Annotated in this window: 21 protein-coding genes and 1 tRNA gene; 1 reads left to right on the forward strand and 21 read right to left on the reverse strand. The window is 33.4% G+C overall.

Annotated elements, in window-relative coordinates; translation table 11 throughout:
- Positions 1 to 210: 210 nt before the first annotated feature.
- Complete coding sequence (gene uppS, locus NTU58_03245) at positions 211 to 933, reverse strand: polyprenyl diphosphate synthase (GenBank protein MCX6764684.1); 723 nt, start codon at positions 931 to 933, stop codon at positions 211 to 213.
- A gap of 5 nt (positions 934 to 938) precedes the next feature.
- The gene (locus tag NTU58_03250; protein MCX6764685.1) at positions 939 to 1,094 is read right to left on the reverse strand and encodes a hypothetical protein; all 156 of its coding nucleotides are present in this window, start codon (positions 1,092 to 1,094) and stop codon (positions 939 to 941) included.
- Between the two features lie 8 nt (positions 1,095 to 1,102).
- Here NTU58_03250 and rpmA point away from each other — a divergent pair, with 8 nt between their 5' ends.
- Entirely contained in the window at positions 1,103 to 1,375 is a 273-nt protein-coding gene (rpmA, locus tag NTU58_03255) for a 50S ribosomal protein L27 (GenBank protein MCX6764686.1), read from the forward strand.
- Positions 1,376 to 1,421: 46 nt separating this feature from the next.
- Here the strand turns inward: rpmA and NTU58_03260 are convergent, their stop codons facing one another.
- The 19 genes from NTU58_03260 to xseA all read right to left on the reverse strand — a co-directional run.
- On the reverse strand, positions 1,422 to 3,038 hold the full coding sequence (locus NTU58_03260) for a CTP synthase (GenBank protein ID MCX6764687.1): 1,617 nt from the start codon (positions 3,036 to 3,038) through the stop codon (positions 1,422 to 1,424).
- A 9-nt stretch (positions 3,039 to 3,047) separates the two neighbouring features.
- Positions 3,048 to 3,503: a 50S ribosomal protein L9 gene (gene rplI, locus NTU58_03265; GenBank protein MCX6764688.1), complete on the reverse strand. Its 456-nt coding sequence runs from the start codon at positions 3,501 to 3,503 to the stop codon at positions 3,048 to 3,050.
- A 54-nt stretch (positions 3,504 to 3,557) separates the two neighbouring features.
- A complete protein-coding gene (locus NTU58_03270) occupies positions 3,558 to 4,736 on the reverse strand; it encodes a S41 family peptidase (protein ID MCX6764689.1) in 1,179 nt (392 codons plus the stop codon).
- A 55-nt stretch (positions 4,737 to 4,791) separates the two neighbouring features.
- Complete coding sequence (locus NTU58_03275; protein MCX6764690.1) at positions 4,792 to 6,051, reverse strand: tRNA (N(6)-L-threonylcarbamoyladenosine(37)-C(2))-methylthiotransferase; 1,260 nt, start codon at positions 6,049 to 6,051, stop codon at positions 4,792 to 4,794.
- Between the two features lie 26 nt (positions 6,052 to 6,077).
- A tRNA-Lys gene (locus NTU58_03280) sits at positions 6,078 to 6,150 on the reverse strand.
- Positions 6,151 to 6,240: 90 nt separating this feature from the next.
- Positions 6,241 to 6,717, reverse strand: a complete 477-nt coding sequence (locus NTU58_03285) for a hypothetical protein (GenBank protein ID MCX6764691.1) — start codon at positions 6,715 to 6,717, stop codon at positions 6,241 to 6,243.
- A gap of 46 nt (positions 6,718 to 6,763) precedes the next feature.
- Entirely contained in the window at positions 6,764 to 7,585 is an 822-nt protein-coding gene (locus NTU58_03290) for a radical SAM protein (protein ID MCX6764692.1), read from the reverse strand.
- A 2-nt stretch (positions 7,586 to 7,587) separates the two neighbouring features.
- A complete protein-coding gene (gene greA, locus NTU58_03295) occupies positions 7,588 to 8,040 on the reverse strand; it encodes a transcription elongation factor GreA (GenBank protein ID MCX6764693.1) in 453 nt (150 codons plus the stop codon).
- Positions 8,041 to 8,054: 14 nt separating this feature from the next.
- Positions 8,055 to 8,690, reverse strand: coding sequence for an HAD-IA family hydrolase (locus NTU58_03300; protein ID MCX6764694.1), 636 nt, complete (start codon positions 8,688 to 8,690; stop codon positions 8,055 to 8,057).
- Between the two features lie 72 nt (positions 8,691 to 8,762).
- Positions 8,763 to 8,915: a hypothetical protein gene (locus tag NTU58_03305; GenBank protein MCX6764695.1), complete on the reverse strand. Its 153-nt coding sequence runs from the start codon at positions 8,913 to 8,915 to the stop codon at positions 8,763 to 8,765.
- A 50-nt stretch (positions 8,916 to 8,965) separates the two neighbouring features.
- Positions 8,966 to 9,841: a CAP domain-containing protein gene (locus NTU58_03310; protein ID MCX6764696.1), complete on the reverse strand. Its 876-nt coding sequence runs from the start codon at positions 9,839 to 9,841 to the stop codon at positions 8,966 to 8,968.
- 94 nt (positions 9,842 to 9,935) lie between these two features.
- Positions 9,936 to 10,274 carry a hypothetical protein gene (locus NTU58_03315; protein ID MCX6764697.1) on the reverse strand — a complete coding sequence of 113 codons (339 nt, stop codon included), beginning with the start codon at positions 10,272 to 10,274 and terminating at the stop codon, positions 9,936 to 9,938.
- A 170-nt stretch (positions 10,275 to 10,444) separates the two neighbouring features.
- A complete protein-coding gene (locus NTU58_03320; GenBank protein MCX6764698.1) occupies positions 10,445 to 10,894 on the reverse strand; it encodes a hypothetical protein in 450 nt (149 codons plus the stop codon).
- An 85-nt stretch (positions 10,895 to 10,979) separates the two neighbouring features.
- Complete coding sequence (locus NTU58_03325; GenBank protein MCX6764699.1) at positions 10,980 to 11,213, reverse strand: hypothetical protein; 234 nt, start codon at positions 11,211 to 11,213, stop codon at positions 10,980 to 10,982.
- 61 nt (positions 11,214 to 11,274) lie between these two features.
- Complete coding sequence (locus NTU58_03330; protein ID MCX6764700.1) at positions 11,275 to 11,547, reverse strand: hypothetical protein; 273 nt, start codon at positions 11,545 to 11,547, stop codon at positions 11,275 to 11,277.
- A gap of 6 nt (positions 11,548 to 11,553) precedes the next feature.
- Positions 11,554 to 11,943: a VOC family protein gene (locus tag NTU58_03335; protein ID MCX6764701.1), complete on the reverse strand. Its 390-nt coding sequence runs from the start codon at positions 11,941 to 11,943 to the stop codon at positions 11,554 to 11,556.
- Between the two features lie 16 nt (positions 11,944 to 11,959).
- Complete coding sequence (locus NTU58_03340) at positions 11,960 to 12,133, reverse strand: hypothetical protein (GenBank protein MCX6764702.1); 174 nt, start codon at positions 12,131 to 12,133, stop codon at positions 11,960 to 11,962.
- 24 nt (positions 12,134 to 12,157) lie between these two features.
- Positions 12,158 to 12,370 (reverse strand): exodeoxyribonuclease VII small subunit, encoded by a 213-nt coding sequence (locus tag NTU58_03345; GenBank protein MCX6764703.1) that lies wholly within the window; start codon positions 12,368 to 12,370, stop codon positions 12,158 to 12,160.
- A 45-nt stretch (positions 12,371 to 12,415) separates the two neighbouring features.
- On the reverse strand, positions 12,416 to 13,439 hold a 1,024-nt coding region (gene xseA / locus NTU58_03350), incomplete at its 5' end, for an exodeoxyribonuclease VII large subunit (GenBank protein MCX6764704.1).

The following is a 13,439-nucleotide window of genomic DNA, read 5'->3' on the forward strand; positions in this document are numbered from 1 at the left end:
GGTCAATTCCAAGAACCTGTCAGCTAAAGTTGACTTTCCGTGGTCAATATGGGCGATAATGCAAAAATTACGAATTTTTTCCATAAACTGTTACAGATTAAACTTATCAGAAAAAACTTAAAATCTCAATTATTTATAATCAAAACAAAAAAAAGCCCTAAAGGACTTTTGACTATAATATATTTTTTCGATAACTGAGGAAAAAAAAATTTAAGACCCGAATCTTCTTTGTCTCTTGGCATATTCTTTTAAAGCCAATTCAAAATCTTTTTTTGAGAAATCGGGCCAATATTTATCGGAAAAATAAAGTTCGGCATAAGCTGTTTGCCAAAGCAAAAAATTAGAAATTCGTTTTTCTCCGCTTGTTCTTATAACCAAATCCGGCGAGGGTAAATTTTCAGTAGAAAGATATTTTTCAAAAAAAACTTCATTAATTTTTTTTAACGGTATTTTTTCTTTAATAATTTTTTTGATAGCCTGAATTATATCCCAACGGCCGCTATAACTTACCGCTAAGTTTAAAATAAAATCTTTATTATCTTTCGTTAATTCTTCCAATTTTTTAATCATCTTTTGCAGGCTTTGGGGCAATCTTTCTTTTTGCCCTATGACTCTTATTCTTATGCCACTGCCCAATAAATTAGAGTCCTTTTTTGCCTCCTTGTGTTTTTTCAGTTCCGCAAGGAAGCCTTTTTCCAGAAGTTGCATTAAATATTTAACCTCTTTTTTTGGCCTGCTCCAATTCTCCGCTGAAAAACCAAAAGCCGTAAGGATTTTTACTCCCTTTTCCTTGCAATAATTGGTAAACTTAAAAATGTTTTGCTGTCCGGCTAAATGTCCCTCTATTGAAGCCAATCCCCTTTCTTTTGCCCAACGTCGGTTGCCATCCGGCAACAAAACAACATGAATCGGTATTGTTCTATTGTTTTCCATAATTTTCAATTTTTTTCTTCAATTGTTATCGGAATTTTTCCTTCGCTTTTCGATATTATATACCCTAAGGAAAAAGAAATCAATGAAATTAAAATAACGATAATTAATAAGATTATATCACTTTTATTGTCTTTGACAAAGTTTTTAATGTCTGATAACATATTTTTATATGGCAAAAACAAAAGGTGGAGGCGCAACAAAATTAGGAAGAGATTCAAACCCAAAGTATTTGGGAGTTAAAGCGTTTGAAGGTGAAAAAGTTAAAATTGGCATGATTATTATTAAACAAAGGGGAACGAAATTTTTACCGGGAAAAAACGTTAAACGCGGCGGAGACGACACTATTTATGCCATAAAAGAAGGCAAAGTAAAATTTAAAACCACTAAAAAGAAAAATTTTAACGGCTCTCAAAGATTGGTAAAGATTGTTAACGTGGAATAAAAAAAGCTTAAAGAACAAAAAGACACACAAGTTATTGTGTGTCTTTTTATTTGATACAAGCCCTAATAAATTCTTTGAATAAAGGATGAGGCCTGATGGGTCTTGATTTAAATTCCGGATGAAATTGAGTCCCTACAAAAAAGGGATGACTTTTCAATTCAATAATCTCGACTAAATTTCTTTGGGGGTTATTTCCCGCTATTACTAATCCATTTTTTTCTAAAATTTCCCTAAAAATGTCGTTTACTTCATAGCGATGGCGATGTCTTTCTGAAATTAAATTTTTACCGTAAGCTCTGGCCGAAATTGTTTTTGGCTTTATCTCGCAAGAATACTCTCCTAATCTCATTGTTCCGCCGTATTTTTTTTCTTTTAATAAAACTTTCTGGTCGGGCATTATGTCTATCACTTTATTTTCTCCTTTTGGTTTAAACTCGGCCGAGGTGGCGCCTTTTAATCCGCAAACATTTCTGGCAAACTCTATGGTTGCCAATTGCATGCCGAAACAAAGCCCGAAATAAGGAATTTTATTTTTTCTGCAATATTCAATGGCTTTTATTTTTCCCTCAACGCCTCTAGTGCCAAACCCGCCCGGCACTATTAAGCCGTCAAAGTTTTTTAATTCTTGAACGATTTTCGGATTTTTTTCGTAAGCTTCGGCTGAAAGCCAAGTAATTTCCGGTTTTCTCTTAAAATGCCAGCAAGCGTGTTTTATCGCTTCAATTATTGAAATATAAGAATCCATTAGGGTAAATTTTCCGGTTTCGAAATATTTTCCCACCATCGCAATTTTTACCGGCTTCTTTGATGCTTTAATATTGCTGACTATCTTTTGCCAATCTTTTAAATCGGTTTTTCTCGATTTTAATTCGAATCTTTTCAAAACCCGGTTTCCCAGATTGTCTTTTTCAAAGTTAAGGGGAATTTCATAAACTGATTTTACATCGGGAGAAGAAAAAACATCTTCTTTGGCAACATTGCAAAAAATAGATATTTTTCTTTTACGGGGCTCGTCTAAGGGAAATTTACTGCGAGCGATTATAAGACCGGGCTGGATACCGGCCATGTTCAGCCATTTTACCGCCTGCTGGGTGGGTTTGGTTTTCATCTCTCCCAGGCTATCGGGAACCGGCAAGTATCCCACTAATACAAAAAGAACATCTTTGGATTTTTCCAGTTTCATCATTCTGCCGGCTTCCAAAAAAAGTGAGTTTTGATATTCACCTGCTGTTCCTCCGACTTCAATTAAAATAAAATCAGCCTTGGTTTTTTTGGCTGCTCTTTTAATTCTGGCGATTACTTCATTGGGAATATCGGGGACTACTTCAACGCAACGGCCGTTATATTCCAAATTTCTTTCTCGGTTAATCACCGCCTGATAAACCCTGCCCGTTGTAATATAATTATCGCTGGTTAAATTTTCGTCCAAATATCTTTCGTAGTTTCCAATATCTTGGTCGCACTCCACTCCGTCTTGGGTCACAAAAACTTCTCCATGTTCAACAGGATTCATTGTTCCGGCATCAACATTGATATAGGGGTCGATCTTGGTTGCCGTTACTTTAAAACCCTTGCCCTGTAAAATTTTTCCGATGGAAGCCGTAGTAATTCCTTTGCCGATGCCAGACATTACTCCGCCCATGACAAAAATATAACGTGCCATAATTTAAAATTAAGATTTAGTTTCTTCGGGGGTAATTATTAATTTTATTTCCGCCTCTAAATTATGCTTAAAATTAATTTTTACTTTAAACTCGCCCAGTTCTTTAATGGGTTCCCGAATTATAATCTGATCTTTCTTTACGTTAAAATTCATCTCTTTTAATTTTTCTGAAATTTTTTGAGGACTGACTGATTCAAAAAGTTGATTACTGTCTCCTACTTTTACCGCGATTGAAACTTCCAATCCTTCTATGCCCTCAGCTTCTTTTTGGGCTTTTTGCAATTCTTCTTCGGCTTTTTTATCTTCCAATTCTTTTTTGGTTTCAGCTTCTTTTAAATTCTTTTTTGTCGCAACCTTGGCCAGGCCCTTTGGAAACAAAAAATTTCTGGCAAATCCCTCTTTTACCTCTTTTATTTCGTATTTTTTCCCAAATTTTTCTATATCTTTTAGCAAAACTACCTTCATATTTTAAATTTTATTTTTGTATTATATCTGTTTTTTTTTATTATATCAACCATTTTACATGCCTTTTATAATTTCAATCGCTTTGTCCAGTTGAGGATCTTTTTCATTTTTATAGTCATCTTCAGTTAAATCCACTTCAATGTCCGGCTTCAAGCCGACATCATTAATTGATTCTCCTTTCGGGGTCAGCCATTTGGCAATAGTGATTTTCAAATCAGAATCATTGGAGAGGTGAATAAGTTCTTGAACCGTTCCCTTGCCGAAAGATTTTTTTCCAATTAGCTTAATCCCTAAATTATCCCTTAAAGCGCCGGCTAAAATTTCAGCGGCTGAAGCCGAGCCCTCGTTTATCAGGCAAACAATGGGATAATTAGCAAAATAACCGTCTCCCTGGGATTTATATTCTGTTTTTTCGTCTCCCCTTTTATCTTCAATTGTCACAATTTCTCCTCTTTTTAAAAACCAGCCGGCGATATCCTGGGCCCTGTCTAAGTACCCGCCGGGATTGTTCCTAAGGTCCAGCACTATTTTTTTCCCGGATGTTTTTAAAATCTGGAAAGCCGCTTTGTCAAAATCATCTTTTGATTTTTCCGTAAAATTAAAAATTTTAATATAAACGATGTCGTTTTCTTTTAATTCCCATTTCAAAGAAGGAATTTCAATAATTGCCCTGGCAACGGTTATTTTTTTGGTTTCTTTCCAGCTGTCGCGGAAAATATTTAAAGTAACTTCTGTTCCTTTTGGTCCTCTTATCAAATCTACCGCTTCTTCGACTGACATGCCCGAGGTTGAGGTTCCGTCTATCTCTAAAATTATGTCGCCGGGCCTCAAACCGGCTTTTTGGGCCGGAGTTCCCTCTAAGGGAGAAATAACCTTAAGCTCGTCGTTTTTTCTGCCGATTTCCATTCCCACCCCTTCGAATTTACCGGAAATATCCTCGGAAAACGTTTTAGATGTTTTCGGGTCAAAAAAAACAGTATAAGGGTCTTTCAGGCTGTTCAACATGCCGGAAATTGCCCCATAAACCATTTTCTGGACATCAATTTTTTCCGGTTCAATAAATTTTTGTTCTACTTTCTGCCAGGTTTCCCAAAATAAAGAAAAATCCACATACTCAGGTTTGCAAACAGCACAAACCTTGGATTGGTTGCCAAGATAAAAACCTATTCCATAGCTGCCGATGATTCCTAAAATAAATATTCCTAAAAAAATAAAAATTAGCCTTTTTTGCATATTAATTTGATATAACAAATTTTTGATTTTAAGTCCAGCAACTATTTTAAGTTTATTATCTCCCTATCAGATAATTTTCTTTAAAACCGATTATTTTCACTTTTTTAAATTCCCCCAATTGCCCTTCTTTCAAAATCACCGTTCTAAAAGAAGGAGACCTTGCCAGAAAATTATTTTTTCTTTTTTCTACGACTAAAACCTCGAGCTTTTTTCCCAAAAATTTTCTATTTTCTTTAAGGTTTATTTCCTTCCAAACGCTATTCAACATCCTGGACCTTTCTTTTTTAATTCTTTCTGGAAAATCTTTGAGTCCCTGGGAAAAAGTGCCTTTTCTTTTGGAAAACCTGAAAACATGCAAAACTCCCGGTTTTATTTTTTTTATAATATTTAAAGTTTTTTGGAAAGATTTTCCGTCCTCTCCGGGATAACCCACAATAACATCTGTTGCCAATAAAATATCTTTAAATTGGGTTTTAAATTCTTTTATTATGTTCAAAAAATCCTCGGCTTTATATCCCCTTTTCATTTCAGCTAAAATTTTATCATCCCCTGACTGCAGGGAAAGATGCAAAAATTTATATATTTTTTCTGATTTAAAAGCCATTATTAATTCTTTTTTAATCTTTTTCGCAAATTCCGGATTCATCATTCCCACTCTCAGCTTAAAGTTTCCGGAAATTTTTGAAATTTTATTTAACAATTCCGGCAATAAAAATTTTTTATCGTCCAAACCGTAAATTGCCGCGTCTTGGGAGGTTAATTGAATCTCTTTAAAATCCCTATCAATTAAAAATTTTATTTCCTTTAAAATATTATTCGAACTGAAGCTTTTTAATTTCCCTCTTGAGTTGCGGGAAGCGCAAAAAGTACAATTGCCTAAACAACCCTCGGCTATCGGAACAATCGCTGAAATTTCATTTTTTATTCTTTTTTTTAAAAAACAATAATTGGCTTTATCTATTTCTTTTTTTGAAACTTCGAAAAATTTTCTACCTTTTAAAACTTCTCTTGCCGCTTTTTTTATTGATAAAATATTTTGAGGACCTAGAATTCCCAAGGCTATTTTTTTTGATTCCTCCGGTAAGATTAAGGGCAAACAGCCGGATATGATTATTTTTTTGCCTTTCAAAGATTTTATTCTCTTTATTATTTTTCTTTCAGTTTTATCCACCACCCCGCAAGAGTTAATCACTATAAAATCAGCTTCCTTTGGTGAAAAAGTTTCTTTAAAATCTTTTTCTAAAAGGCCTCTGATTAAATCGGAATCTGACTGGTTTAATTTACAGCCGTAAGTTTCTAAATAAAATTTTTTCATAAAAACTAAAAGAGAAAAACGAAATGTGCCCCCGCCGAGAATTGAACTCGGAACCTCTTCCTTAAAAGGGAATTGCTCTACCAATTGAGCTACGGGAGCTGAAATAAACTAATTGCTATTCTAATATATTTTCAAATAAAATCAACTCTTTCTTAATTTTACCATAAAAATTAAAAATGCCCGAGAATATCAATCGCTCTTGGGCACATTTTGTTTTTCTTTTTCAAATTCCTCGACCGCTTTAATCAGTTTTTCCTCTGTTTCCTTGTTTTCTTTTTTTGTATGAATTATTTTTCGAACAGTTGATAAAAGAGCTATTTCCTTGCTTGTTCCTGCTGTTAATTTTTTGGCGCAAATTTCGCTGAAACAGGGAAATTTATCTACGCGGTTATAATTTTCTTCAACTTTTTTTGCGATTTTAAAAAAACCGTCATCATTCTTTGAGCATAAAACCCCCATAAAAACAAACCGCTCCGGTTCGCAAGTTGAAATAAAAAATTGATAACCGTTTCTTTTCCATGATTCCGTTACTCTTCCTGTCAAAGAACGTTCATTTTTCCATTCTTCTATAAGTAATTCTTGGCCTATTCTTAACCCTTCTTCGCATCTTTCTCCTGGCTTCCAGGCCGGCATTTCTTTTTTTATCCCTCCGGGAAAATCTGTCATTTTTAACCCTCCTTTTTTAAATAATAACATAATTTTAAAGGTTCTATCAAATAAATGGGTTTTCTTTTTTAAAGTCGGGTAAAAATACGTTTTGGCTTCCTATTTCCTGAACCCAGCCATTTTTCAAGCCCAACCCTATTTGATAGTCATAAACCCTTTCAAATTCTTCTCTGGTTATCCTTCTGGCAATCTCCGGAAAATCTTTCGCTTTGTTTAAGGGTTCGTATTGGCTCATTAAACTTATAAAAATATCTTTATTGATTTCTCTGACGCAATCCAAAACCTTTTTGCTGTTTTCTATATTGTTTGGCAAAATTAAATGTCTCACGATAATTCCTTTTTGGGCTATTCCCTCTTTTGATAATTTAAGGTTTCCTGCCTGTAAAAACATTTCTTTGATTGTTTCTTTTGCCAGTTCCCTATAATTTTTTGCTCCGGAATATTTAAAGGCTAACGCATCATCCCCGTATTTAAAATCCGGAAGATAAATATCAACCAACCCTTTTAAGTTTTTAATGAGCTTGACGCTCTCGTAGGCATTAGAATTCCAAACAACGGGAATTTTTAATCCCTTTTTCTTAACTTTTTTTATTGCTTGTTTTATTTGTTCCGCCCAGATCGTCGGACTGACTAAATTAATATTCAAAGCGCCCTCTTTTTGCAATTTAATCATTGCCCGGGCCAGTTCTTCTATACTCCAATCTCTTCCCATGTTCTGCTGGGATATCTGGTAATTTTGGCAATAAACGCATCTTAAATTGCAACCGGTAAAAAAAATGGCGCCCGAACCCGTTTTCCCGACCAAAGGCGGTTCCTCGCCAAAATGTTTTCCGGCCCAGGCGATTTTTACAAAATTAACCTGAACCATGTTTATTCAATTTTAATGATTTTATAATCTATCTTTCCCTGCGGAGTTTGAAATTTTACTGTTTCACCCTCCAGTTTACCTAGAAGAAGTTTTCCCAATGGCGATTGAAAAGAAATTTTTCCAGCAAAAGAGTTTGCTTCTTCATGTTCAACGATTTGAAATTTTTCTTCTCCGTCAATTGAACTGATGGTAACACTTGAGCCTATTTGAACTCTGCCGTTTTTTTGGTTTTCAACGACCATAGCGCCAGAGATAATTTTTCTTAACTCATTAATCCTATCTTCTAAAAATGCCTGGGCTTCTTTGGCTTCGTGATAAGCGGCGTTTTCCGCAAGGTCGCCGAAAGAAGCGGCGTGCTTTAAACGCTCGGAAATCTCTTTTCTTTTAACAGTTTTTGATTCCTCAAGTTCTTTTTTAAATTTTTCCAAACCCTCTTTAGTTAAGTATTTAGGCATAACAATCTTTTGTTTTAAATATTTTTTAATATTCCAATCAAGTCTTTGGGAGTTCTGGCTAAGTAATCGGGATTGTGCTTTTTTAATAACTCTTCTTTATTAATCCCCCAGCTTACGGCAATAGTTTTTATTTTTACTTTTTTTGCAGCCTCTATGTCTCTTGTTTCGTCTCCTACAAAAATAATATTTTCCGGTTTTAACTTTCTTTGTTTCATTAGCCCAAGCAAAGCTTTCCCTTTGCCAAAAATGCTTTTTTCGGAAAAAATAAAATTAAAAATATCTATTTCGTTTTTCTTTAAAAAATTACTTACGTTTTCTTTTGAGTTTGAAGTTAATATTCCAAACTCAAAATTATTTTTAAAAAGATAATTTATGACTTCCTTTATTCCCTCAAAAGGCTTCAGTTTTTCTATTTCTTTGCTCAAAAGAGATCTCGCCCTTATTAATATAAAAGGCAACTTCATTAAAGGAATTTTCAGAAGCTTAATTACTTCTTGGGCTTTTTTTTCTTTTAACTTTTCCACTTCCTCGGCTTTAATTTTTTTAAAACCAAACTCTTTGGCCAAGATGTTCACAATATTCTCGGGAGATTTCATTATTTGGGTTATTGTTCCGTCAAAATCAAAAATTATTACCAAATCCTTTTTCATAATAATCCAATATAGCAAAAAGCCGTCCCTAATAAAAGAGGCGGCTCAAAAAAATTTTTTGATGATTCTCAATTAGAAAAATCTTGCGCTTTCCGATATTGTAATTTCCTCATTTTGAATTTTCCAAGTCTGCAAAATAGTAAAAGCTCCGACCGCTATAGATAGGATCAAAATAATCATAATCGCTATTGGCGTAGATATTCCTTTATTTAAAAATTTCCACATATTTATTTATTGTTAAAAATTATTAATATACAAACAACGACCTTTATTTTTTATTTGAAAGAATTAACGCATTCGTTAAATAATTTAATTTGGCTATTATATTGGTTAACCAACACCTTGACTTGATTAATAAGCTTGTTATATTGCAAAACCAAATTATTATATTCTTCTATTTTTTGCGAATATGCCGTTCCCCTTTTTATTTTTGTGTTTTGAATTTCTTCTCTTAAATTATTCAAAAGTTTTTCAATGACGCCAATTTGGTTTTGGGCTATTTCAATTTTTGATTTAATTTGTTCATCGGGCTCTAAACAAGCCGATGAGGGTAATCCGAAATGCTGAACTGCCAGCCAGGTAGTTTTTCCCTCAAAAATTCCCTTAATAACAGATACCCCGATTTCTTTATAGTTTTTATTCAAAATGTTGTCCCTGTGGCCGGGACTATCCATCCAGGCTTGGACCAAAGCCTCGTCATCTTTAAAATTACCCAAGGCCAGGTTTTCGCCGATGGCGATAAATTCATAGCCGGAGTTATCGGCCAAATCATCCACGCTAAAACCGCTCAGCGATTCATGGGCAAAATATTGATTTTTAAACATGTCGTCAACTTTTTTCTTGGCTGTTTCGTCCAAAACAAAATTTTCCTTTAAGGCTGGCAAACCGTATTTTGCCCTCTGACTATTAGTCCATTTAATCACCCCGGCTTTTGTTAAATAAGACTGCGGATTCTCTGTCTGATCTCTGAGAGGCGGCGGCGTGGAAATCTGTTTTCCGGTTTCTTTTATCAAGTCCGTAACCCCTTTTTCAATTTTCGGCAAATTATCCGATAACTTTGAATAAATTCCCGAAAAATCATTCCAGAAAAACAAAACAAAACCCAGAAGGGTTAAGAAAAATATTATCAATAATATCTTTGTTTTTTTCATATTGTAATTATTTTATTCTACTACCTTAATTAAAAAGCCACAATAAAATAAAAAAAGTTCAAGATTTTCATAACCTTGAACCTGATAAAAAATATTATTCTGGTTTTGCAGTTTTGCCGAAATATAAAATTTTCTTTAAAAACGATCCGGCATTTCTAATGTTTTCTATGAAAGTTCGTGTTGCTTTTTCCCTGTTTTCATTTGCAATATTAGCCAAGAATTCGTCAATTGCTTTAAAGGTCTCTTCTTGCTTGCGATTTTTTTCTTTTAAAGATTCTGTTTCCTCGCAAGCAAGATTACCCAAATATCTGCTTCTTCTTGCAATAACGCTTGTTTTTGCAATTTCTTGGATTTCAAAAGCTTGCTTCGTTCCATTTACGGTTCCCGCTATCAAAAAATCCTCTTTTTTTATTTCTATTATTCTTTCTGCCATTCTACCACCTCTTTTTTTAGTTTGTTATATTTTGAAAAAACTAAAAATGATTATAACAAAAATTAAATAATCTGTCAAACCCCGTAATAGTCCCGATAAATCGGGGTCACTACAAAGTCAAATAAAAAAACCTGCGAAGCTTTATAGAAACTTTACAGGCATATATAAAATCATTTAGGGATAAAGATTTTAGTTCTTCCCTCAAAAATAATTATTGATCCTTCTTTTAATTCTGGAAATAGGTTAGATATCCAAAGGCTCTTTATTGTATAATTTATTATTCTTTTGTTCTTCCCCTCCTCTTGAAGGAGAAAACAAATATATTCTTCGGATTCTTCGGATTCTTCAGATTTTTTTAGATATTTTACGATTGAAAGAACTTTGTATTTTATTCCTATTTTAACCTCGTAATTCGATCTTCCCTTGCTTTCTCCTATCGCAAAAAAAATAGCAGAACCAAGGATTGCAGATATTACGGCAAAAATCCTGAAATACAAATTTTGTATTAACGGGTTTTCCGAATTCGTGTACCAATTCGGTCCTTCCAAAAGAATGAATGCTACTATTATAAAAATTATTCCTGCTAATAATCCACAAAAAAGTCTTTTTCTATCTTCCATTTTTACTGACCTCCTATGTCTTTTTACCTTAAACCACCAATTTGTCAATAAAAATCCAGCCTAATTTAAATAAAATAGGTTCTTTTTATAAAGAACCTTTCTTTGTTTTATCTGGAAACAATCTTTTTTTTATTTGATAGTAAAGAACTAATGGCCAGACAATGGTATTGAAAAAGATAATCTCAAGTCTTTCCTCATTGATTCTCTGTTTATTTTTTCTAGCCCTCAGACAAAGAAATAAAAAAGTAATTGTCGCGCCCAATAAGTATATTCCCAGCCCCCATAAAATCATTATTACTTCTATCTGTATTGTTGGCAATTTTTTTCCTCCTTCGAATTAAATTATAATTAATTATTTTATTTTGTCAAATAAAATTTGTCTATTTTTTACCCTTGATATCACTTCTTAATGCGGTTACTAAGCAAGAAATAAAATAAGCGGTAATAAAGTAAATAATAAAACCCGATAAAACCATGCTTAATTCTACCTCAGAGCCCGAATAATTTTTTATAAGCAAAAATAACGAAAGGCTTTCAGTCCCCAAATTTGAAGATATTTTTACAAATGGCAAAGAAAAAAATATTATTAGAAATAAAATAATAAATAAAATTAATTTTATCCAATTTGGTTTTAAAAATTGCTTGATGTTCATGTTTTTTTATTTTTCACAAATCTCCATCATGAATCCGTCCGGATCTTTTATGAAAAAATATTTCTTAATGCTTTTTCCTTTTTTTATTCCTGTAACTTCATACCCCTTGGCTTTTAACTCTTTGTGTTTTTCATCAACGTTTTCAACTTCAAAACAAACGTGTTTTAAGCCCAAAATATCTAAGTTGAAAAAATCATCTTTGTTTTCTATTAGTTTTTGAGGCTGTATTAATTCTAAATGTAAATCATCTTTAGGGTTTAATTTAAGCAAAATCGCTTTTATTCTTAGATCTTCTCTTTTAATCCTTTTTTCTTCGTTAAATCCAAAAACTTCTTTATAAAATTTTAAAGATTTTTCCAAATCGCTCACACTTAAAGCCACGTGATGATATTTCATGAGGAGTTGAATTTTATTATTTTTGCTCTTTACGGGCAATTTTAAGACCGATCAATACAAAAACTATTCCCATAACGCCAAATGCTGATGATTTTATATCCAGCCGGAAAATATAGCCTATCGCATTCGTTAAAATCATCGCAAATCCTATGATAGTCATTATATATCCGCTTATTTTATTTTTACTCATAGTTTTATTTTTATTCTACAACCTCTAGACGTCTATTGCTTTTTTTATCTCCTCAAACTCATTTTCAACCGCCTTAAGCCTTTCTTTGCTGGCTTTTATCAAACCAACCGCTTCTTTAACTTTATTCAACCCTTCTTCAACATCTATCTCTTTCTGGTTATCAAACCATTCGGCAATTTCGGAAAGCCTTTTAAGGTTGCTATTTAAATTTTTTGGGTCTGATTTTTCTTTTGCCATATTTTTTTAATATTTTTAATTTTTAAAAATTCAAGGTTCTCCTTATTATTTTTTAATGACATTTTTAACTTCTGAAATAATTTTTCCGTCCGTTACTTTAATATATACATTTTTTCCAATTTTAACATCTTTTGTTTGCCTGACTATTTTTCCGTCGCAACTGGCAATGCTGTACCCCAATCTAAGCTGGTGCTCCGGATTATTAAAAAAAACAATTTTTTCCGATTGCTCTATTTTTTGATTAACCAATGCTAATAAAGATTTAAAACCCGATAAAGAATTGTTAAACGTTCCCTGTAATCTTTCCTCGGCGGCTTTTAAAGCGTTTTTAAAATTACTGAATGAAATCTTTAACTTATTTTCAATTTCTTTATAATTATCTAAAATCATTTCATAACGGCCGACAATGTCTCTTTCGTATCGCTCTAAAAAAAGCAGGGCCCGGTCCCAAGATTCATTAAGCAAATTGGCAACGGCAGTAGGAGTGGACTCTGAAGCATCCGCCGCCATGGTAAAAAGCGGCGTATCTTTATCATGGCCTATTCCGGCAATTATGGGAAAAGGCAAGCCAACTATTTCTTTAACAAGCGCTTCGTTGTTAAACGGCTGCAATGACTCCAATGACCCCCCGCCCCTTATCACGACCAAAACATCTATGTTCTTTTTTTTAAAAGTCCTGATTGCCCCCAAAAGGTCTTTTATCGCTTCCTGCCCCTCCACCCGAGAATCAATCATTTGAATCTTAAATCCGTGTTTCCCGATATTATTAAGAAAATCATGTATTACCGCTCCCTGTTTTGAAGTGATTACCCCAATTCTTTCCGGAAACATTGGAATTTTCTTTTTTCTTGCCTCATCAAAAATCCCCTCCTTGTCCAATTTATCTTTCAGTTTTTCATAAGCTTTTTTTAGGGCGCCTTCCCCTTTCAATTCAATAATATCTGTTTTAAAACTGATCCTTCCGCTTGAAGGATAAATGTCAGGATATCCCGATAAAATCACTTCTTTCCCTTCTTCAAGCCTCACTCCGCACAAGGCGTAATTATTTTTCCAGATTATACAATCCAAA

This window comes from Candidatus Nealsonbacteria bacterium (assembly GCA_026396195.1).
Taxonomy (GTDB): Bacteria; Patescibacteriota; Minisyncoccia; order Minisyncoccales; family JAGGXC01; genus JAPLXH01.